We start from the raw sequence: 21,639 nt of genomic DNA on the forward strand, positions 1-21,639 counted from the left end.
GCGGGAGGCCCCCATGCACAACCAGATCATCGACCGGGTCGAGGTGTTCGTGTGCGCGCCGCCGCTGCGCGGCTCCACCTGGACCCCGGAGCAACCGGCGCCGTGCACCACGCACACCTTCATCCGCATCAGCACCTGCGACGGCATCGTCGGCGTGGCGGCTACCGATTCGTACACCACGCACCACCCCGACGCGGTACTGGCCGAGACGCTGCGTGACATGATCCCCGACCTGCTCGGGCGCTCGGCACTGCAGCGCGAAGGGCTGTGGATGCACTTCAAGCCCAGGGCCTATGCGCGCTCGGCCCAGGCCCAGGCGCTGATCGACGTGGCGCTGTGGGACATCGCGGCGCAGGCGGCGGGCCTGCCCCTGTTCAGGCTGCTGGGCGGCTACCGCGAGCGCATCGACGCCTACGCCAGCACCCCGGTGCTGGCCACGCCGCAGGCCTATGTGGACGCCGTGCAGCAACTGGTCGAGGCGGGCTTTGCGGCCATCAAGTTCCATTGCTGGTGCGACCCGGCGCGCGACCTGCAACTGCTCGAGCAGGTTCAGCGGGCCCACGGCGACAAGGGCCTGGCGCTGATGCTGGACGTGGAACAGCGCTACGACCTGGACGCCGCGCTCAAGGTCGGGCGGGTGCTGGGCGAGCTGGGCTACGCCTGGTTCGAGGCGCCGCTGGACGACTACGACCTGGCCGGGTACCGACACTTGAGCACGCGGCTGCAGGTGCCGGTGCTGGCCGCCGGCAACGCCATCACCGACAGCCAGCTGGTGGCGTTTGCCGCCAGCCAGCAGTGCTGGAGCCGTGTGCGGGTGGATGTGATGACCTGCGGCGGCATCACCCCCGCGCTGAAGATCATCCACCACGCTGCGGCCAGCGGGCTCAAGGTCGAACTGCAGAGCTGGGGGCATTCGCTGGCACAGGCGGCCAACCTGCACCTGATGCTGGGGCAGCCGGTGTGCAGCTACTTCGAACAGGCGTGCGAGGTCGAGCTGTTCGAGTTCGCCACCGCCAACCCGATCCGCACCAACGCGCAAGGGCAGGTGACGGTGTCGCAGCTACCGGGCCTGGGCCTGCAGATCGACTGGGAGCAGATCGGGCGCGTTGCCCAGTTGCAGCTGAGCGTCGGCCGCCAGGCGGGCGCTGCGTAACTGCCGTGGTGCCGGTTTTGCAGTCATGGCGCGGGCAGCGTACGCTGCCTTGCTGCAAGGTTGGAGAAAGCTACACAGCCTAAGATTTGGTACGTGCAGTTGTGCACTGGCGACAACCCGCCCGGTGCGCAACTGCCAAGTCATACCAAAAACAATAACAGGCGACCGCCATGACGTTTTTCCTGCGCAGTATCTGCTCGATTGCTTGCTCCCTGTTCGCCACTTCGTTGCTGGCGGCGCCGCCGTCTTCGCCCGAGTGCATCGTGCCCGGTTCATCGGGTGGCGGTGGGGACCTGATGTGCCAGTTGATAAAGACAGCCCTGGCCCAGAACAAGGTGTTCGACCAGCCCATGCAGATCACCTACATGCCCGGTGGGGTCGGGGCGGTGACCTACAACACCATCATCGCGCAACGGCCGGCAGAGCCGGGCACCCTGATCGCATGGTCCAGCGGGTCGCTGCTCAACCTTGCCCAGGGCAAGTTCGGGCGCTTCGACGAGGGTGCGGTACGCTGGGTCGCCGCCCTGGGCAAAAGCTATGGCGCCATCGCGGTAAGAAGCGACTCCCCGTACAAGAAACTCGACGACCTGGTCAAGGCGCTGAAGCAGCAGCCGCGCAAGGTGCTGTTCGGCTCCGGCGGCACTGCCGGCGGGCAGGACTGGGTGCAGGCCGCATTGCTCGCCAAGGCCGCGGGTATCGATATTGGCGAATTGCGCTACATCGCCCTGGAAAGCGGCGGCGAAAGCGCCACGGCGTTGCTGGGCGGTTACATCGAAGTCAGCAGTACCGATGCGTTTGAGGTCATCACGCACCTGCAGCGCGGAGAAATGCGCCTGCTGGCCGTACTCTCGGAAGAACGCCTGGGCGGTGAGCTCAAGGACGTACCCACCGCCAGGGAACAGGGCTACGACATCGTCTGCCCGGTGGTCAGGGGTTTCTATCTGGGGCCCGGGGTCAGCGACGAGGACTATGCCTGGTGGAAGCACACCTTCGACCAGCTACTGGCCTCGGAACAGTTCGCCCAGCTTCGCAGCGGCTTCAGGCTGCTGCCGTTCGCCCTGACCGGTGATCAATTGCGCACCTACGTCAAGCAGCAGGTGGCCGGGTACAAGACCCTGATCGACGACCTTCGCAGGGGCCAGTGAGGCAGGTGCCCGAAACAGCTGCCATCTGTCGAGATACGTGCCTTGGCACGGAATTTTCATGCCTTTTTCGAACGCTGTTTTTTGTGGTGTAACCAGCACGTTCCTTCCCGCCCAGAAAAACAATCAGGGGGTTGCATGAGCTGTCTGATCTGCGCCGGCCACGCCGAGGCCATCGACTGCCCAGCCGGGTGGGAAGGGCGGCGTTGCCTGAAATGTGGGTGTTACCACATGTCTCAAAAGCTCATCCTGACGATGATGGACGAGGGCCAGATTTTCGACGCCTGCAAGATGCGCCAGTGGCTCGACACGCGCCGTTGTGTGGTGCCGATTCCGACAATTGATGTGCATGAGGCGATTCTGGTGGTGTAGTTGTAGTGGCTGACAACTCGAATCTCACAGGCGTTGGCACGTGGCAGCCCATGTAGGAGCCGGCTTTGCCGGCGAAGCGCCGCGCTCGCGGCGCTCGATCTTGTGACCGGCACAACAGCATTGACTGGCATCTGATAACCTCACCGCGATCCTTTGGTGGCCTTTCTGAAGACATCCTCAGTCACCTGTCTTGTAATTGCATCTGGGTTTGGGGGGCATGCCTTGAATCTGATGGCGCTCTCTAGGCCGCGCGCTGCCCGCGCGTCGCTTCGCCGGCGAGGCCGCCTCCTACATGGCGCATAGGCACCCCTATCAGTGGGCCGCGTCTGCGGCCCGGGTGTCTCGTCGTTACGCGTCTACCGCTTGCGCCTCCATGCCGTCCAGCACCGTGTCGATCAACACGGTGCTCATCTCCAGCGACTGCTGCGCTGCCACCAGCAGGTGCTTGAACTGCGCGTCGGCGCGTTCGCAAGCTTGTGCGGTGGTGTCCTTGGCGCATTGGATCTGTAGCGACAGATGGACCAACGCATCTTCGAGCTCGATGCCTTCGCAGACGGAAAACAGGGGAGGGTGGTTTCCGTTGCTACAGCCGAAGGCGGTGTAGGTGGTTTTGCGGGAATTAACAAGCGGGGGATCGGGGACGATTTTTGTCATTGTGCAGCTCCCTTTTGCAGTGGAACCGCCAGCCATCACTTGCAGTTGATAGGGTGGCGGCTACGTGCGGGTCTGCAAGACCGGGGCAAAAGGAACCCGGCAGACCCGAAGGTCTCCCACACCTAGCCACCATAAATCGAAACCACGGGCACAAAAAAGCGCCAGTGACTTTCAGGCGGCGCTGTGCGCTTTTTACTTGGCGGGCTAGAAGACCCGGCCGCTGAAATGACAGCGGCGAGGCGAAGGTTAGCGGGGATTGGGGAATGTTCAAGGCGGGTTGATTGAGGCTGTCTATGGGGCTATCGATCGATACCTGGTTTTTGGTGAAGGCTGCTTTCGGCCAGAAGCGGATATCTATGGACGACCGCTTCCGACCCATTGCACCCCTTGGTAGAAGGCGGCAAACGGCCAAAACCGGACACTTCCTGGTGAGTCGCAGGCGAATACACCTTCAGTGCTCCAGCATCAGGAGCGAGGCTTCCATTTACTCTTAGGCGGACGTGATCGCCCTTATCGCGTAGTCACAACATCTGGAAAATTGGCAACAGAAATTGAATCATCCACGGCATAATAGCCTTTCGATATCATTGATGATTCATTCACCAACCAAGGATCCAGCATGCCGAAGCTGAGCAAATATGAGCAACACGCACTGAAAGAGATTCACAACTGGAAGGAGCCTGACATTGGCTGGTTCGGTCAAGCACTGAAGGTGATAAACCAGCCGCTGGACAAAGCAGGTGACCTCTTGTTCAAGGCACCGGGTGTAGGCCCCGCAATCCAGGGCGCAATTGAGGGCTTGACCAGCGTTTGCCACGACGCTGCTCAGTGGAGCGTAAGACCAGAAGCAATTTTTGAAGAGTTTCGTGGCGACGGACACAGCACGATTAAAGCTCATAAAGACATTCACGACCTGGATTTAGAGCAAATCGATAAGGTCGTTGGATTCCTCGGCGCGAAATACAAGGGCATCGCTCTAGTAGAAGGCGCTGGGGCGGGTGCCGTGGGCTTACCGGGTCTGGCGGTCGATATTCCGGCGCTGATCACACTTAATCTTCGTGCGATCGGCGAGTACGCTGCCTACTACGGTTTTGACACCTCACGTCAGGAGGAACGACTGTTCGCCTTCAACGTGCTTGGCCTTGCCTCTTCTCCTACCGACAGTTCGAAGGCGCTCGCCATGGCTCAACTGATCAAGATTTCTCAGGATGTAGCGAAGAAAGCGACCTGGCAGGAGCTGGAAAAAAGCGTTTTTGTGAAGATCATCCAAGAAATAGCCAAAGCCCTGGGCATACGTCTTACAAAAGCAAAGCTCGCACAAACGATTCCCGCTGTAGGTGCAGCTGTGGGCGGAGGTTTCAACGCCTACTTCACCATGAAAGTCTGTGACGCAGCCTTCTACCTTTATCGGGAGCGCTTCCTAGCGCACAAATACGGTCCAGAGGTGATTGAGGTGACCGTAAAACCCGCAAATGACTATGACCCACACTACACTGAAGCCTCGCAAACGGTGTGATAACTCCGAAAAAAGAGCAAAAAAAGGGCGGATTTATTACATTAAAATAAATTCGCCAACTTTTTAATAAAAATAGCGGCAGATTTTGAAGCATGACTGTATTTATTCTAGGCGTCGCATTCGCGTTTGAAATAGAACGAATGAGAGCCCTGAATATCTTCGGATCACACTCTATTAGCACCTAGCTGTCCACGAGGATATCTGGGGAAAAACAGAAAAAACTTTGAGAGCAAACTTAAAGGAAACATAATCCAAGAGCACTGTTCCCAATGCGCTCGGCCAACTCGCCACATGATCATGACTTCATGCGATTACTCAGCCAGCGAAGAATACGATGACGACTTTTCTGTTGGCTGAGCAAGCAAGTGGTTTAATATCAAGGGTGCATGATATCCTCATTCAAGCAGGTTAGTTGGTTCTCTGAAGGCGTACAGCAAATAAGTGACGATGAATGATGATGGCGAAAGAGTAACCCTTTGCCCAAACGTTCTGGGAACACGCGGCCAGTAAAAGAATTTTGGGAAGTCCCACATAGCCTCCGACGAGTTTATCTCGAGTCCATTGACGGCTATAACAATGACTCTTACACATTGATCGCAGCATGTTTGAGAGCACTAATAGAAGGCCTATGCGCTCAACTGGTGTTTATCGATGAACCTAAAGCCATAGCAAAAGCAGACGGCACGCTAGAAGTAGAACGCTTGAAAAATCTCGAAGGAAAAATCTCAGGCCTACATGAGAAAAGTTTCTTAACTGAAAAAGCGCCACCTTACAAAACGAAGGGTGGCGCTGTACGCAGGTTGGTAGACCGGGAATCAAGGAACCCGGCGCGCACGAATGCGCCCCACGCACAGCTGCCATGACACGAAACAGCAGACACAAAAAGCGATAGGCGAAGGTTAACGGGGTGGGGGTGGGTATTCAAGGTTCTGGCTTGTGGGGAAGCTGGAGGGGTTACCGTTTCAGCATTGATGCTGGTGAGGTAACGACATTTTGGAGACTTCAACACCACAAGCACCCGGAATTTCAGATCAAGCGCTTACATCCGGTGATGTTCCAGCAAGAAGTCCACGAACAATCGCACCCGCGCCGGCATTGCCGCCCCGCCGACGAACACAGCATGGATCGGTTCCTGGTCCCCAGGGTTCCAGGCTTCCAGCAGCGGAATCAGGGCGCCGCGCTGCAGATCCTCGCGCACGCTGAACTCACCGATACGTGCAATGCCGGCACCTACTCGCGCAAGTTGTGCCAGCGCTTCACCACTGCTGCATTCGATGTTGCCGCTGACCTTCAGGGAAAACTCTTTTCCATCGCGGATGAACGGCCAGTTGGGTTCGGCACGCCGGAAGTTGAAGCGCAGGCAATTGTGCTGAAACAAGTCTTCCGGCTCCTTGGGGATGCCCTCGCGCTGCAGATAATCGGGCGATGCCACCACTACCTGGCCGGTGTCGCCGATCCTGCGCGCGGTCAGCGGGCTGTCGGGCAGATGGCCAAAGCGGATCGCGACATCGGCCTGCCCGCCGAGAATGTCGACCACTTCGTCGCCGAGGGTAAGGTCGACGACGATGTTCGGGTAACGGGCGCTGAATGCTGCCACCAGCGGGACGATGGCCAGCCGCCCGTGGCCAAGGGCGGCACTGACCCGCAATCGCCCCCTGGGCACGCCCTGGTCAGCGATCGCTGCTTCGACCTCGTCCATATCGGCCAGGATACGCCGGGCGCCACGCAGGAACGCTTCGCCCTCGGCAGTGAAGGCGAGCGCTCGGGTGGTGCGCAACAGCAGGCGGGTGCCAAGGCGTTGCTCGGTACGCGCGATGACCCGACTGACTGCCGAGGGTGTCACGCCCAGTGCACGCGCCGCGGCCGACAGGCTGCCTTCGTGCGCCACGGTGGTGAACACGCTCATTTCACCTGACCTGCCGTTGAAGTCCACTTGTGCCTCCTGCGCAAAGGTGATTGCCAAAAATGCTATCTACCGCGTTAAAAAACTGCATCGTAGCATTGGCGGCATAGATAAGGAGCCTTCCATGCGTATCAATCCACCACTTGTCGCACTTGCCATCGGTGCCTTTGGCATCGGCGTAACAGAATTCGCCCCCATGGGCATGTTGCCGGGTATAGCTCAGGATCTGGGCGTTTCGATTCCCGCTGCCGGTTTGCTGGTCAGTGCCTACGCGCTGGGCGTATTGCTCGGTGCACCGCTGATGACACTGACCACCGGCAGGATTCCCCGACGCTATCTGCTGATCGGGCTCATGGGGATTTTCACCTTGGGTAATCTGATGTCAGCCCTGGCCACCGATTACTACAGCCTCATGGTCGCCAGGGTGGTGACCTCACTGAACCATGGTGCATTTTTTGGCGTTGGCTCCATCGTCGCCGCCAGCGTGGTCGCCCCGGAAAAACGTGCCGGGGCGGTGGCGGCGATGTTCATGGGCCTGACCTTGGCGACCATCGGCGGTGTGCCGCTGGCCACCTGGTTTGGTGAACTGTTCGGTTGGCGCACCGCTTTCTGGGGAATTACCGGCCTCGGTGTGGCGACCATGGCCGCATTATGGTTCGCCCTGCCTAACCTGAAGACGTCGCAAAGCGTCGGTGTAATGGCCGAAATTCGAGTACTGGGGCGCGGTCCAGTGCTGGGCGCGTTGGCCCTGACCGTAGTCGGGTCGAGCGCGATGTTTACTGTCTTCACCTACATCGCGCCGATCCTCAGCAGCGAGACCAATGGTTCCACCGCCTATATCACTGGCATGCTGGTTCTTTTCGGGGTGGGGTTGACGCTGGGCAACCTGTGGGGCGGCAAGGCCGCCGACCGCTCGATAGATCGCACCTTGATCGTCTCGCTAAGCGTTCTGATTCTCGTCTTGCTGGCGTTCACTCTGCTGATGCGTTGGGCGGTGCCGGCCGCTCTGGCCATCCTGATATGGGGTATCGCCAGTTTCGCCCTGGTGCCGCCACTGCAGATGCGTGTGATGGAAGCAGCGAAGGACGCGCCCAATCTTGCCTCTGCGGTGAACATTGGCGCCTTCAATTTTGGCAACGCGATTGGCGCAGCGCTGGGCGGAGCGGTGATCAACGCCGGGTTGGGTTATCCGGCCATTTCCCTGGCCGGAGCGTCGATGGGTGCTCTGGGGCTGCTGATGGTGTTGGCGTATGGCTGGCGCTCCAGAACTGTTGCATCAACAGTGGCGTGACGAAGCGCTGATGCCAGTGGCGTAGACAGTGGTCGAGCCTGAATTCAATGCGTGATGGTTGGCCGCCCCGATGACTTTAGGTTTAAAGTCAACTTCAAGGTCAACAGAGTGTTCAGGGTGGGTTATGCGAATAGGCGAACTGGCGAAAATCAGTGGTTTGGCGCCCTCACGCATCCGGTTCTACGAGTCGAGCGGCTTGATCAAATCTGTCGAGCGCAAAGCAAATGGTTACAGGGACTACGCGCCTGATACCAAGTGGGTGTTGGAGGTCATCACCGCAGCGCAGGCGGCGGGTTTTTCATTGGAAGAAATTCGGCAGTTGATGCCGATGAATGCCAGCGGTTGGCAGCACGATGAATTGCTCAGCGGGCTTAAGCAAAAGGTTGAGGAAATTGCTGTTCTACAGCAACGGCTAGCCCACAACAAAGCGCAGCTTCTGCTCGTCATCCAGGGCATCGAGGGTAAGCCCGAAAGCATGGCGTGCGCGGAAAATGCGCAAATGCTGATCAATCGCCTGCGTGAAGAAGGCATTGGCAAAGCGCCGGGCAAGCGTGCGGTGCGTTAAGGTCAAACTCCACTGCTGCACTGCGCAAAAGGGTATTGACCTTAAAGTTGACTTTAATCTTAAGGTGGCCTCCTCTTCAGTTGAGGGCTGCTCCATGAATGTGTTCGACACCCTGATGCTTCCCAACGGTTCAACCATCAAGAACCGAATCGCCAAAGCTGCCATGGAGGAGAACATGGCGGACGCCGATCAGGCGCCTTCCAAGGACTTGCTGCGTCTCTATCAAGCATGGGCCGACGGTGGTGCCGGCCTGATCATTACCGGCAACGTTATGGTCGACGGCCGCGCCATGACCGGACCGGGTGGCGTGGTGTTGCAAGACGATCAGCAATTGCACAAGTTCAAGCACTGGGCGCGTACAGGTCGGTCTGGCGGTGCGCAGTTCTGGTTGCAGATCAATCATCCCGGTCGCCAGATGCAGTCCAACCTTGGGCAAAAGACCTGGGCCCCGTCAGCCGTGCCGCTGGATCTCGGCAAAATGTCCAGGCGATTTGCCACACCTCATGCGATGACCCCAGGCGTGATCGAAGAGGTTGTTCAGCGCTTCGCGAATACCGCACGCCTCGGCGAACAGGCCGGATTCACTGGTGTGGAAATTCATGCTGCCCATGGCTATTTGTTGAGCCAGTTCCTTTCGCCGTTGACCAACCAGCGGACGGACGAGTGGGGTGGCCCTCTGGAAAACCGGGCGCGCCTGTTGCTAGAAATCGTCAAGGCGGTCAGGGCTGTGGTTTCTGCGGATTTTGCAGTGGCGGTCAAGCTGAACTCCGCCGATTTCCAGCGCGGAGGATTCACCGCCGATGACGCGAAAAAGGTGGTTGAGTTGCTCAACGACCTGGGCGTGGACATGGTGGAGTTATCGGGAGGCAGCTACGAAGTACCCGCCATGCAGGGTGACGCGCGCGATGGTCGCACCCTGGCTCGCGAAGCCTATTTCGTCGAGTTCGCCGGTGATATCCAAACCGTCGCCAACATGCCGGTGATGGTCACTGGCGGTATACGCCGCCGCCCGGTGGCCGACAGCGTCCTGCAAAGCGGTGTGGACATGGTGGGCATCGGAACCGCCCTTGCTATCGACCCGCACCTGCCTCGCCAGTGGCTGGCGGGCAACGACAATGCCCCGCAATTGCCGCCGATCACCTGGAAAAACAAAGCCATGGCGGCCTTGGCGAACATGGCTGTAGTGAAGTTTCAACTGCGTAAACTCAGTCGCAATAAAAATCCCGACCCGAGTGTTTCACCGTTGTTCGCGCTGATCCTGCAACAGGCCGCCATGGCCTTTCGCACTCGCCAGTACCGGAGATGGGTAGAAAAGTCTTCGCATTGCAACGGCCTGACGATCGCAGCGCACGGCGATGGTCTGCCTGGATGACACCTGCGCAACATCACTGAAGACGTTGCGCCAGGTGCTACGCGAGTGTTGTTCCGGGCTTAAAGCCCCCACCGCCCCAGCTCGGGCTTGCGCTCGTCAAGCAGCAGTGCAGGCGCCATGGCGCTCGCCATGTTCAGCAAGTGCATGTCGGTAGATACCGGTGACAGCAGCTGCACGCCAATCGGCATCTGTGCTTCATCGAATCCGGCGGGTAGGGCGATTGCCGGGGTGCCGAGGTAGTTACTGGCGCGGCTGAACGTGCCGATGCTCACGTGAGCAGCGTCCTGGTCATCAAGAGGCAGGGCCCCGTGACCGCTGACCGGCATCAGCAGAACACCGGATGAGCCGATCGCTCGTCTGAAGGCCTCGGCGGCGTGGGCACGCTGTGCAACGGCTTGTTCGTAGTCGTCACGGCTGATGGCCGCGCCGGCCAGGATGCGATTGCGCACCACCTCCCAGAGCGGCTGCGCAGGGTCATGTGCAAGGTGGCCGAACTCGCGATACCCCTCATAGGCAATGATCATCGAGTTGCACTCGGACAGCCGGCCGATGTTCAACTCATCCTCTGGAACCCAGCTCTGGAGCGTCCAGCCGGCCTTTTCCAGGGTGACCAGGGCCTGATCCCATACCCGGCGAGCGCCCACGGACAGCGCACTTGGGAACGCGCTCTGGTCCAGTACGAACACCGTGCCCGGCTTGGCTGGTACCAGCTCACCTGCAAGGTCGGCCTGAACGCTCGACCCACTGCCGGTAGACGGGCTGGCAAGGATGGCCGTGAGTGCATGGGCGTCGCCGACATCACGGGCGATCGGGCCCAGCACGTCGAGGCTGGGCGCAAGCGGAACCACACCGTGCACGCTGATGACCCCGCTGGACGGCTTGAAGCCGACCAGATGATTGAGCGATGCGGGGGCTCGGATCGATCCGCCGGTATCGCCCCCCACTGCAACAGGTACAAGCCCTGCGGCAACAGCAACCGCCGCACCTGAAGAGGAACCGCCCGGGGCGCGATGCAGCGTTGTGTCCCACGGGTTCCAGGGCGTGCCTCGGGTCGGGTTCTGCCCGGACAGGCCGAACGCAAATTCGGTCATCTGGGTCTTGCCCAGGATAACCATTCCGGCCGCCTGCAATCGTTGCGCGACGGTGCTGGTCACGGCACTGACAATGCTCAGGCGGCTCAACGAACCTGCCGATGCCGGGGTATGGGCTATTTCGATGTTGTCCTTGATGGCGACCGGTACGCCATGCAAAGCGCTCGATGGGTGGCCTGCCTCGAGCGCACTGTCGGCGGCATCGGCTGCCGCCAGGGCTTGCTCTGCGAACACTGCGGTAAAGGCATTGAGCTCGCTGCCGCGAGCAATGCGGTCCAGAAAGTAGTGCGTGACGGCACGCGAGGTGATCTGCCGGGTAGCGATCAGATGGGCAATCTGCAGGGCAGACTGGAAACATAGGGCTTCGGATCGTTCGAGCATGGGTTCTAGGTTCTAAGCGGTATGGGTCGGTAATCCCCGTATCCGATACTCGTTGACGGGGATTGCATGGCGTTGTTCGAGCCAGTGATTATTTCAGTGGCTTTCCGGCTGTTTCCGGCATTTTGATGAAGGTCACAAGCGTGAGCGCGGCGCCTGCGAGCACGTAGTAGAAGAACCAGCTCTCCTGACCGTTGCTCTGCAGCCAGGTCAGCAGATACGGCGTGGTACCGCCCAGCAGCGCCACCATCAGGTTGTAGGGAGCACCAATGCCGACGGCGCGAACGCGGCTGGGGAACTGTTCGGACATGATTGCCGGGGCGATGGAGGTATAGAGCGCGTAGAGCATAAGGCCGAACAGCTCCACCATCAGGATCGACGAGAACGTCGGCTGCATGCTGGTGATGATCGGGTAGAAGAACACCAGGTAGCCCAGGGCGAACACGATCAGTTGCGGCTTGCGCCCGAACTTGTCAGAGAGCATGCCGAAGAGTGGGTGCACGAGCATGAACGCGACCATTGCAACCGTGTTTGCAGCGAACGCTGTCGAGGACTCCACGTGCAGCGCACGGATGGCATAGGTCGGGATGTAGATGACGAACAGGTAGAAGGCAAAGGTGCTCAGGATCGAAAAGCCCACGATCCGCAGGGTCTCGCGCGGATAATCGCGCAGCAGGGTGCGCAGCGGTTGCTTCTCTACCTTGTCTGCGGTTGGCGGCGTGGAGGCTTCTGCTTCAGGTACCGACATACGCAGCCAGATGCCTGCGATACCGCCCAGGGCGCCGAGCAGGAACGGAATGCGCCAGCCGAACTCTCTCATCTGTTCCTCGGTGAGGAGGGTGGTCAGCGCCCAGCCGATCGCCGAGGCGGTCAGAATGCCCGCGGCGGAGCTGAAGAACACAAAGCTCGAAAAGAACCCGCGACGGTGGTCCGGCGCCAACTCGGCAAGGTAGGTAGAGGCTGAAGCGTATTCACCGCCCAGCGACAGGCCTTGCATCAGGCGCGCTATCACCAGTAAGACCGGCGCGAGCAGGCCGATCTTATCGTAGGTGGGGGTGATGCCGATCATCAGGGACCCGCCTGCCATCAGCAGGATGGTGACCCCCAGTGCCGATTTGCGGCCATAGCGATCAGAGTAGATCCCCAGGGCCCAGCCACCGATCGGACGCATGAAGAACCCCACGGCGAAAATCGCGAAGGTCGCCAGCAGGGACGCCGTTTCGTCATTTTTTGGAAAGAATTGTGTGGAAAAGAACACCGCGAACGACGCATAGATCGTCCAATCGAACCACTCCACCGCATTGCCAATGCTGCCAGCAGCAATTTTGCGCGCGGTTGATACCTGCGGCTTTGCCGCTTCGGACGTTTGAGTCGCATAATTCATTGGCTTGTGCCTTTGGGTTTGAGTTGTAATTGTTTTTAGACATATGCGGCGTTTTTTTGTATTAATTTGGCCACTTGAGCGAAGGTATTGTAAGGATATGGTCTCGTCAACCGTTGATTCGGATGAAAAAAGACATTTTGCGTTGGATGACGCGGATCTGGCCTGCCTGATTGCACTGCAGGCGAACCCTCGCGGCACCTGGCGGGATCTGAGTGCCGGCTGCGATGTGGCGGAGCGTACGCTTTCGCGTCGCCTGCAACGCTTGATGGACAATGGGTATATCCGGGTGATCGGCGAGCTCGACCCGGTTGTGGTGGGGAGTGGCCCGGTGCTGCATGCCTGGATTCGGGTAGCAGACGGTCGTCAGAGCGAAGTGGCGCAGCACCTGGCGCAGTGGGTACAGACGCAGGTTGTGATGGCGACAACGGGCGAGTTCGACATCTTCACCGAGATCAACCTGCCCAGCGTGGAAGCGCTTTCTGACATGGTGGTGCGGGAGTTGCCGCTGGTGCCGGGGGTTAGGCAGGTTCAGACGCAGGTGGTGCTCAGGTCGTTCCGACGAGCCAGCCGCTGGCGCATTGATGGTTCGGTGCCTAGCGAGCCGGTGCTGGCCGGGCCTGTGAGCCTGAGTGCTGACGAAATGCGGTTACTCGGCGCCCTGACCCTGGATGGAAGGGCCAGCCTGGGCGTGCTTGCCGAGACATGTGGAGTCAGTGAGCCGAAGGTTCAGCGGATGCTGAGTGGGCTCGTCGACAGCAATGCCCTGACATTTCGTGTGGAGCTCGAGCCGTTGCTGGTGGGCTATGGGGTAGAGGCGATTGTGTCGTTGCAGACTCGACCGGGTGCGGCGGAGGGCATTGCCCAGGAACTGGCGAAGGATGAACACACGCGTTGCCTGTTTGGCACCAGTGGCGGCTCGCAGCTGTTCTGGCATGTGCTGTGCCGTGATATCCATGATCTATGGACCGTCTCGACCGCCCGCATGGGATCCCTGGAGGGGATCATCTCGTGTGAGACCAACACGGTGGTCAGGGCCTACAAAAGGGCGGGGCGGGTGCGTCGAGGGTTGATGGTCGAGTAGGGTTCATGCCTGCCTTTGTGCAAGCAACGTAGCTGGCTACGTTGCCTGTTTGGGCTTCCAGTAGTCCATCTCGGCCACCGCTCTTTCAATGTCATCCATGTCGTCGCAGCCCAGCGCGAGGTCGAACTTTTCAGTGATTGTTCTTCGCATGGCGGCCAGTCGACGGGTGATCTGGTTTTCATCGATGAACCGTGTCGTCTCTTCGCAATACAGCGCTCTGTCGCCTGGGCTGATGTCGCCATCAACATCCCTGTAGTAATGGCGGGCAATGTCTCTCAGGGAAATGAGCATGTATTCGATATCGGCGACAAGGTGGATGGCTTCTTCTCCAGACAGGAGGATTTCTCTGTTTTCCTTGAGCAGTTTCAATGGGTCTTCCACTCGATCTTTGAACGGGTCAGGTAGCGAGGATATCCCATGTGGCGCTGGCGAACCCCATTGCGGGTCACTCGAATGATGACGGCCCCTGCGGGTCATTCACCAGAGCGGCCGCCGTCGCATGCAGCACCTGCACCAGCCACAGCACCGCGGCCCCCTTGCGGTAAAGCTCATTGACGGTCACGGGCGGGTGTTGGCGTACCACGCTCAAGCTGCTGAACCTGCCGTGCTCATCGTGAAAGGGTTGGGTCCAGCCGAGGCAAACGCCGTGATCCTGCGCGCCTGCCCACAACTCGGGGGGGCTGGTGAAAGCCTCTGGTGTCCACAGCAACGGGAAGGATGAGTGCCGGCTGTGCGCAAGCAGGGGCTCAACGACCGCAGGCTCATGGCGACGGTAGCGCTCGCCCCATGGGTTGGGGCAGTTGCTTTGTGTGATCGAAAACGTCGGGGTGGTGAAACTGAAGGCGTAGCAGTCGAAACCCAGGCACCGAAGCAGCTTTTCCAATTGCGCCAACTGGCTGTCCAGGTCCTTCGAGCACACCAGCTGACGCAGTTGCTCCGTTGTCCAGTGATCCATCGTTGCTCATCCCTGCATGATGTGAACATCCGTGGATACAGATCAGTTTCTCCTGATAAATACGTATCAGATGCGCCTTTTACGACTGTAGCTCAGCTTTTTTGCGCTATTGCAAAAAGCGCTAACGCTTTTGCCGGGTTGCCTGCCTCTGGTCGGGCCCGCCCTCAGGGTCAAGCTCGCGCAGGCTTGCGGGCCCTTGTGCCGGTGATTCACCAGTCACCTGGCACAGCAACGCGCTGACTCGCTCGCCGTCCACCACGCCCCGTGCCTGCAAGAGGTCGGCCACTGCTACCAGCCCCGCCCAGTACCGGCGTACCAGGCAGCCGGACCGGGCAATGGCCAGGGCCTCGGCATCGAGCAGCTTGTGCGCGGGCAACAGGCTGATCAGTTCATGCCCGCGGCAGCGGTCGCCACGGCCGCTGCCGCGCAAGACCCGGTCATAGCGTGCGTGCCGGTGGATGGCTTCGGCCACGGGCCCGGCAAAGCAGTGCAGCAGGTCGCGCTCGATGGGTTCGACGAGGGAGGGCAGGTACTCGGCAATGCCACGGGCGGCGAAGGCCGGGTGCACGATCAGATAGTCCGCCTCCACCAGCCCCTCGGCAAAGTGCGCACGCCCGTTCAGGTCGATCAGCGGGCCGCTGGCGGCCTGGGCGTGGGTCAGCACGGTCACCCGTGCAATGGGCTGGCCGTTCCACCACACGGCCAGGGCGTGACCGGCCTCGTGGATGGCGGTTGAACGCGGGCGCATGTCCATGGGGCGAGCCTCCCGTGGGGTGGTCGCTCGCCCTGACTACGCCTGCGTTATCGGTGCACGGCTCAGCGAGCGTTTGTCCTACCTTCTGCTCCCTGGCGGGTTCCGTATAAGAGATTATGGCTATCACCCACCAATACTGCGGCTATTTGCCGACTCGGGGGCGGCGAACTAGCCTTAGTTCGGTGCCGGCGCCAGCTGGCCGACCCATCCTGATGAAGAGACAAGATCGCGGCGCTCAGCCGTTCGAGTCGTTGACGATGCAACCTGTGTAACTGATTTCGCACGTTGCCACGGCGCCCTGGCAGGGCTGCCTGGCGACATGAACTCGACCAAGGGTAGCTCTCACATGGCAACTGAATCGAAATGCCCGTTCAATCATGCCGCCGGCGGTGGCACCACCAACCGTGACTGGTGGCCCAACCAGCTCAACCTGAAGATCCTGCATCAGCACGCGCCCCAGGCCGACCCGCTGGGCGAGGGCTTCGACTATGCCCAGGCGTTCAAGAGCCTGGACTTCCAGGCCCTCAAGCAGGACCTCACCGCGCTGATGACCGACTCGCAGGACTGGTGGCCGGCCGACTTCGGCCATTACGGGCCACTGTTCGTGCGCATGGCCTGGCACAGTGCCGGCACCTACCGTACCGGCGACGGGCGCGGCGGTGCCGGCTCCGGCCAGCAGCGCTTCGCGCCGCTCAACAGCTGGCCCGACAACGTCAGCCTCGACAAGGCGCGGCGGCTGTTGTGGCCGATCAAGCAGAAGTACGGGCGGGCGATTTCCTGGGCCGACCTGATCGTGCTCACCGGCAACGTGGCGCTGGAGTCGATGGGCTTCAAGACCTTCGGGTTTTCCGGCGGTCGCCCGGACGTGTGGGCGCCGGACGAGGACGTGTACTGGGGCTCGGAGAACAAGTGGCTGGGCGGCGACACGCGCTACGGCAAAGACCCTGAAGCCATGCAGCCGCCGGGCGAGGGCACCCTGGTGGCCGAACCCGAGCAGCACGGCAACGAAGAAAGCCGTACCGAGCAGGGCCGCAACCTGGAGAACCCCCTGGCCGCAGTGCAGATGGGGCTGATCTACGTGAACCCGGAAGGCCCGGAAGGCAACCCCGACCCGGTCGCCGCCGCCAAGGACATTCGCGAGACCTTCGGGCGCATGGCCATGAACGACGAGGAAACCGTGGCCCTGATCGCCGGCGGCCACGCCTTCGGCAAGACCCACGGCGCCGGCCCGGCCGACAACGTGGGCCCCGAGCCTGAAGCGGCAGGCCTGGAGGAACAGGGCCTGGGCTGGAAGAACAGCTTCGGCACCGGCAAGGGCCCGGACACCATCACCAGCGGCCTGGAAGTGACCTGGACCACCACCCCGACCCGCTGGAGCAACAACTTCCTGGAGAACCTGTTCGGCTTCGAGTGGGAGCTGACCAAGAGCCCGGCCGGGGCCCACCAGTGGACGCCCAAGGGCGGCGCCGGCGCCGGTATCATCCCCGACGCCCACGACCCGTCCAAGCGGCGCAACCCCACCATGCTGACCACCGACCTGTCGCTGCGCTTCGACCCGATCTACGAGAAGATCTCGCGCCGCTACTTGGAAAACCCCGACCAGCTGAGCGATGCCTTTGCTCGCGCCTGGTACAAGCTGATCCACCGTGACATGGGCCCGCTGTCGCGATACCTGGGCCCGGAACTGCCCGCTGAGGAGCTGCTGTGGCAAGACCCGATTCCCAAGGTCGACCACCCGCTGGTCGATGACGGCGACATCGCCGCGCTCAAGGCCAAGGTACTGGCCTCGGGCCTGTCGGTGGCGCAGCTGGTGTCCACCGCATGGGCGGCGGCTTCCACCTTCAGGGGGTCGGACAAGCGCGGCGGTGCCAATGGCGGGCGGCTGCGCCTGGCCCCGCAGAAGTTCTGGCAGGCCAACCAGCCCGAACAGCTGGCTGCTGTGCTCGCGACCCTGGAAAGCATCCAGAACGAATTCAATGGGGCGCAGGCCGGTGGCAAGAAGATCTCCCTGGCCGATCTGATCGTGCTGGCGGGCAACGCCGGCGTCGAGCAGGCTGCGAAAAACGCCGGGCATACGGTCACGGTGCCGTTCACGCCGGGGCGCACCGATGCCAGCCAGGAGCAGACGGACGTGGAGTCGTTCGGCTTTCTCGAACCCATTGCCGATGGTTTTCGAAACTACCTCAAGGGGCACTACCGCGTGCCGGCCGAAGCGCTGCTGATCGACAAGGCGCAACTGCTGACGCTCAGTGCACCGGAGATGACGGTGCTGGTGGGCGGCCTGCGGGTGCTGGGGGCCAATGTGGGCCAGAGCAGCCATGGCGTGTTCACCCAGCGGCCGCAGGCGCTGACCAATGACTTCTTCACCCACCTGCTGGACATGGACGTGGAGTGGAAGCCGGTGTCCGACGCCGCTCAGGCGTTCGAAGGGCGTGATCGCAAAAGCGGGCAGGTGAAGTGGACCGCGACCCGGGTCGACCTGGTGTTCGGCTCGAACGCGCAATTGCGGGCCGTGGCCGAGGTGTATGCCAGTGCGGATGCGCAGCAGCAGTTCGTCAGCGACTTCGTGGCGGCCTGGGCCAAAGTGATGAACCTGGACCGTTTCGATGTGAAGTAGCGCGTTCGTCGGCAAGACCGGCCTCTGCAGAGCAGCACAACCCCCGCAGGGGCCGGCCTTGCCGGCCAAGCGAATGCCTGCAGTACCGGCTCACACGCTGGCCGGCACCTCCCGTTGCAGCGCAAGGCGCGCAACAAGCCGCGTACAACCCGGCAGCGAAACCACCTCCAACTGACCGCCCACCCGGGCGATGCGCGCATGCATGCTGCGCATGCCCACGCTCACCCCGGCGCGCTGTACCGCCAGCACGTCGAAGCCGATACCGTCATCCTCGATGTTCAGCTCCAGGCTGTCGGGCTGCGGCTGCTGCAGCTCAACCTGCACATGCCGGGCACGGCTGTGCTTGACCACATTGGTCAGCGACTCTTCCACCAGGCGGGTCAACGCCATGCACTGCAAGGCGCTGGGCGGTGTGCGCCACTGCGCGGCAAAGTGCCAGGTGCAGGCCACATCCAGTTCGTCGAACAGCTGGGTGAAGCGATGGCGCAGCGGGGCGATCCATTCCTGCGGCGTGGCCGGCACCTTGATGCCGGCGCTGGAGCCATTGTCGATGGTCTGGCGCAGGTCATCACGCAGCAATTTGAGCATCGACAGAAACTGCGGGCCCTGCAGCGGCGTGCTGGCCTGCTCGACCATGGCCATCATGCGCACCAGCGAACCGCCCAGCCCATCATGCAGGTCGTGGGCGATCTGCAGGCGGTCCTGCAGGCGGGAGTTGGTCAGCGCCAGGGCGTGTTCGCGTTCGAGGGTGGTGGCCAGTTCCCCGCGAGCACGCTCGATGCCTTCGGCCAGCTCCAGGTTGAAGCGCTCGATGCGGCGCACGCTGCGCGCATGGCGCAAGCCCAGCACCACCGACATGCACAGGGTCGTCACCACGCTGGTGAGCGGTGTCCACGCGGGCGTTTCGCCGATCAGCTTCAGCATAATCAGCAGGTCATGGGCACCGGCCAGCATGAATATCAGCAGGCTGGCGGCCAGCCACACATGCTCGGGCCGCCGGGTGCGCAAGGCATGCAGCTGAAACTGCAGGCAGTTGAGGAAAAACACCGTCGCCGTGCTCAGCACCGCCACCAGTTGCGCGTTGCCGACGCGGGCATCCGGGGCCAGTGCCATCAAGGCCACCAGTGCGGCAGTCAGCAGCCAGAGTGCCTTCTCCAGGCGCGGCAGCGATTGCCCGCCAAAGCGCCAGACAAACACGCAGAAACAGGTGACGTACATCACCAGCGCGATGCCGTTGAAGCGCGCAGCCATCAGGGTGGTGGAGAAGGGCCAGGGGCTGGTCATCAGTATATTGGCGATGAACAGCACCCAGCACAGGGCCATGGCCGCATACCAGCCAAAGATCCGTTGCTCGCGGCGGATCACCCAGATACAGAAGAACAGCCCGCCCAGCACCGCCGAGACGGTCAGGTTGAGCACGAACAACGAGCGGTTGGTCCACAGCAACTCTTCATACAGCTGGCGTGCCGAGGCCTCATCCCCCAGGTACACCGGCCCCAGCCCGGGTGACTGTACCGCCAGGCCCACCACACGTACCCACAGCGTGTTGACGCCTTCGTGCAGCAGGCCTTCGGGCAGGTGCCAGTAGCGGGGCATGTTCCAGCTGCGTGACAGCGGCTCGCTCAGCTGGCTGTCACGCCACAGGCGCTGGTCGTTGACGAACACTTCGCCGGCCATGATCACCGAGCGCAGCGTCAGTGCCACCGGCATGCGTTGACCGGCCGCGCAGTCGCGCTGCCACTGGAGGCGGTACCACACCGTGCCGTCGTGCTGCGGCCAGCGTCGGCTCCAGTCGTCGGGCAGGGTCACGGCCTGCCAGGGGCCGGCCTCGGGGCGGTTGCCCTGGTCATCACCCTGGGCGGCGGCTACCGACAGCACCTGCACGGTGCAGCTTGCACCGCCCGGCGTTGCAGCCTGCGCTGCACCCGACAGGCACAGGACGAGCAGCCAGCACGCCATCAGGCCTCTCAATCGAGCAGGCCACGCGTGCGTGCCGCATGGATGGCGCGGGTACGCGAAGACACCGCCAGCTTGCGATAGATGCGTTTGACGTGGCATTCGACGGTGTAGCGCGACAGGTTCAGCTGTTCGGCGATTTCGCGGTTGCCCAGGCCCTCGGCCACAAGGCGCAGGATCTGGTCTTCACGCGGGGTCAGGCGTTCGCCATCGGCGGTGTCGACCGGCTGGGCGGCCCCCGGGCGCAGTTCCTCGATGATGCGCCGGGCCACGAACGGGTCGATGGGGGCACCACCGCGCAGCACGCTGCGAAGCGACAACAGGATCTCCAGGTCGTCGCGTTCCTTGAGCACATAGCCGGTGGCGCCTGCCCGCAGCGCCGCGAGCAGGGTGTCTTCGGTGCTCCATGCCGAGATCACCAGGATCGCCTGGCCGGGGTCGGTGGCGTGCATCTCTTCGATCAGCTCGATGCCGTTGCCGTCGGGCAGGCCCAGGTCTACCAGCGCCAGCGCCACCGGCTGCGCGGCCAGGCAGGCGCGGGCCTCGGCCAGCGAGCTGGCGAACAGCAGGGCCTCGGGCCGGTAGCCCAGTTGCAGCAGCAGGGCTTCCAGGCGGCGGTGGATCAGCGGCTCGTCCTCCACCAGCAGTACCGGCGCGAGCAGCGTGGGTTCGGGAACAGTCGTCTGGATAGGCATGGGCAGTCTCGGGCGCGCGGTGGGGGCGAATGTGCCCCATGCAGCGGCCAATAGGTATCCCTGAAAACAGGTAAATGAAGCCTCATAGCCTACCCCACGCCCCGGTGCTAGCCCAGCGCCATTACCGCGATCACGCCCAGCGCCAGCAGCACCAGCATCGCCCCCGTGGCCCGCTCCAGCCACGGCAGGGCACGGGCGAAGCGGCGGCGCACGTGGCGGTTGCCAATCACCACCGCCACCAGCAGGTCCCACGCCAGCACCACGCCGAACATCCACAGGCCGTAGGCCAGCTTCCAGCCAGGGCTTGCCTGCGGCCCGCTCAGCATGGCCGCCAGGCTGGCGTAGAACAGCGCGTTCTTGGGGTTGAGGATGCCGGACACCACCCCCATGCCGGCGGCGCCCAGCCAGGTGGTGGCCGCGGGCGACGGTGCCGGCGACCCCTGCGGGGCAACCTCCAGCGTGCTGGCACCGGCATGGCGGATGAACAGCCAGCCCAGGTACAGCAGGTAGGCGCAACCGGCCAGTTGCAGCACGATGAACAGCGTGCTGTGCGGCTGCAGCACCGACACGCCGGTAAAGGCGGCGACAATGAACACCCCGTTGGCCAGTGCGATGCCCAGGCAGGCTCCGCTGGCCACGCGCCAGCTGGTGGCCAGGGAGGTGCGTGCCACCAGGAAGAAATCCGGCCCGGGTGACAGCAGCGCCAGAAAGTGCGCTGCTGCAATGATCAGGAACTGCTCCATGTAACCTTCACTTCTAT

At 61.9% G+C, this 21,639-nt stretch carries 19 protein-coding genes; 9 read left to right on the plus strand and 10 right to left on the minus strand.

What is annotated here, in order from left to right:
- Window positions 1–13 precede the first annotated feature (13 nt).
- From LOY33_RS09850 to LOY33_RS09860, 3 genes are all read left to right on the plus strand, one after another.
- Window positions 14–1,153: a mandelate racemase/muconate lactonizing enzyme family protein gene (locus tag LOY33_RS09850; RefSeq protein WP_043860272.1), complete on the plus strand. Its 1,140-nt coding sequence runs from the start codon at window positions 14–16 to the stop codon at window positions 1,151–1,153.
- Between the two features lie 170 nt (window positions 1,154–1,323).
- Entirely contained in the window at window positions 1,324–2,298 is a 975-nt protein-coding gene (locus tag LOY33_RS09855; RefSeq protein ID WP_258662516.1) for a tripartite tricarboxylate transporter substrate binding protein, read from the plus strand.
- A 135-nt stretch (window positions 2,299–2,433) separates the two neighbouring features.
- Window positions 2,434–2,667 carry a hypothetical protein gene (locus LOY33_RS09860; RefSeq protein ID WP_078481050.1) on the plus strand — a complete coding sequence of 78 codons (234 nt, stop codon included), beginning with the start codon at window positions 2,434–2,436 and terminating at the stop codon, window positions 2,665–2,667.
- Between the two features lie 348 nt (window positions 2,668–3,015).
- Here the strand turns inward: LOY33_RS09860 and LOY33_RS09865 are convergent, their stop codons facing one another.
- A complete protein-coding gene (locus LOY33_RS09865) occupies window positions 3,016–3,321 on the minus strand; it encodes a DUF3077 domain-containing protein (protein ID WP_258662517.1) in 306 nt (101 codons plus the stop codon).
- Between the two features lie 619 nt (window positions 3,322–3,940).
- Here LOY33_RS09865 and LOY33_RS09870 point away from each other — a divergent pair.
- On the plus strand, window positions 3,941–4,837 hold the full coding sequence (locus tag LOY33_RS09870; RefSeq protein WP_258662518.1) for an EcsC family protein: 897 nt from the start codon (window positions 3,941–3,943) through the stop codon (window positions 4,835–4,837).
- A gap of 1,039 nt (window positions 4,838–5,876) precedes the next feature.
- Here LOY33_RS09870 and LOY33_RS09875 read toward each other — a convergent pair.
- Window positions 5,877–6,770 (minus strand): LysR family transcriptional regulator, encoded by an 894-nt coding sequence (locus LOY33_RS09875; RefSeq protein ID WP_088514798.1) that lies wholly within the window; start codon window positions 6,768–6,770, stop codon window positions 5,877–5,879.
- Between the two features lie 94 nt (window positions 6,771–6,864).
- Between LOY33_RS09875 and LOY33_RS09880 the strand changes: the two genes are divergently transcribed.
- From LOY33_RS09880 to LOY33_RS09890, 3 genes are all read left to right on the plus strand, one after another.
- Window positions 6,865–8,031, plus strand: coding sequence for an MFS transporter (locus LOY33_RS09880; protein ID WP_258662520.1), 1,167 nt, complete (start codon window positions 6,865–6,867; stop codon window positions 8,029–8,031).
- A gap of 124 nt (window positions 8,032–8,155) precedes the next feature.
- Entirely contained in the window at window positions 8,156–8,596 is a 441-nt protein-coding gene (locus LOY33_RS09885) for a MerR family transcriptional regulator (protein ID WP_116053566.1), read from the plus strand.
- A gap of 94 nt (window positions 8,597–8,690) precedes the next feature.
- Entirely contained in the window at window positions 8,691–9,968 is a 1,278-nt protein-coding gene (locus LOY33_RS09890; protein ID WP_258662521.1) for an NADH:flavin oxidoreductase/NADH oxidase family protein, read from the plus strand.
- Between the two features lie 59 nt (window positions 9,969–10,027).
- On the opposite strand, the gene LOY33_RS09895 is transcribed toward LOY33_RS09890, so the two are convergent.
- Together LOY33_RS09895 and LOY33_RS09900 are read right to left on the minus strand one after the other, a co-directional pair.
- A complete protein-coding gene (locus LOY33_RS09895) occupies window positions 10,028–11,440 on the minus strand; it encodes an amidase (protein WP_258662522.1) in 1,413 nt (470 codons plus the stop codon).
- A gap of 88 nt (window positions 11,441–11,528) precedes the next feature.
- Window positions 11,529–12,821 (minus strand): MFS transporter, encoded by a 1,293-nt coding sequence (locus LOY33_RS09900; protein ID WP_258662523.1) that lies wholly within the window; start codon window positions 12,819–12,821, stop codon window positions 11,529–11,531.
- Window positions 12,822–12,918: 97 nt separating this feature from the next.
- On the opposite strand from LOY33_RS09900, the gene LOY33_RS09905 reads away from it, so the two are divergent.
- Window positions 12,919–13,902, plus strand: a complete 984-nt coding sequence (locus tag LOY33_RS09905; RefSeq protein WP_078481041.1) for an Lrp/AsnC family transcriptional regulator — start codon at window positions 12,919–12,921, stop codon at window positions 13,900–13,902.
- Between the two features lie 36 nt (window positions 13,903–13,938).
- Here LOY33_RS09905 and LOY33_RS09910 read toward each other — a convergent pair whose 3' ends face one another.
- From LOY33_RS09910 to LOY33_RS09920, 3 genes are all read right to left on the minus strand, one after another.
- Window positions 13,939–14,271, minus strand: a complete 333-nt coding sequence (locus tag LOY33_RS09910; RefSeq protein WP_058540389.1) for a hypothetical protein — start codon at window positions 14,269–14,271, stop codon at window positions 13,939–13,941.
- A gap of 76 nt (window positions 14,272–14,347) precedes the next feature.
- Window positions 14,348–14,857: an autoinducer binding domain-containing protein gene (locus LOY33_RS09915; protein ID WP_258662524.1), complete on the minus strand. Its 510-nt coding sequence runs from the start codon at window positions 14,855–14,857 to the stop codon at window positions 14,348–14,350.
- A gap of 121 nt (window positions 14,858–14,978) precedes the next feature.
- Window positions 14,979–15,611: a hypothetical protein gene (locus LOY33_RS09920; RefSeq protein WP_258662525.1), complete on the minus strand. Its 633-nt coding sequence runs from the start codon at window positions 15,609–15,611 to the stop codon at window positions 14,979–14,981.
- A gap of 346 nt (window positions 15,612–15,957) precedes the next feature.
- Here LOY33_RS09920 and katG point away from each other — a divergent pair, with 346 nt between their 5' ends.
- Window positions 15,958–18,228, plus strand: coding sequence for a catalase/peroxidase HPI (gene katG, locus LOY33_RS09925; protein ID WP_258662526.1), 2,271 nt, complete (start codon window positions 15,958–15,960; stop codon window positions 18,226–18,228).
- Between the two features lie 90 nt (window positions 18,229–18,318).
- On the opposite strand, the gene LOY33_RS09930 is transcribed toward katG, so the two are convergent.
- The 3 genes from LOY33_RS09930 to LOY33_RS09940 all read right to left on the minus strand — a co-directional run bounded on the left by LOY33_RS09930 (window position 18,319) and on the right by LOY33_RS09940 (window position 21,622).
- The gene (locus LOY33_RS09930) at window positions 18,319–20,187 is read right to left on the minus strand and encodes an ATP-binding protein (protein WP_213607317.1); all 1,869 of its coding nucleotides are present in this window, start codon (window positions 20,185–20,187) and stop codon (window positions 18,319–18,321) included.
- A gap of 8 nt (window positions 20,188–20,195) precedes the next feature.
- Entirely contained in the window at window positions 20,196–20,879 is a 684-nt protein-coding gene (locus LOY33_RS09935) for a response regulator transcription factor (RefSeq protein WP_043861687.1), read from the minus strand.
- A gap of 107 nt (window positions 20,880–20,986) precedes the next feature.
- Entirely contained in the window at window positions 20,987–21,622 is a 636-nt protein-coding gene (locus LOY33_RS09940; RefSeq protein WP_043861688.1) for a LysE family translocator, read from the minus strand.
- Window positions 21,623–21,639 lie beyond the last annotated feature (17 nt).

Origin of the sequence: Pseudomonas sp. B21-036, assembly GCF_024748925.1 — a bacterium.
Taxonomy (GTDB): domain Bacteria; phylum Pseudomonadota; class Gammaproteobacteria; order Pseudomonadales; family Pseudomonadaceae; genus Aquipseudomonas; species Aquipseudomonas palmensis.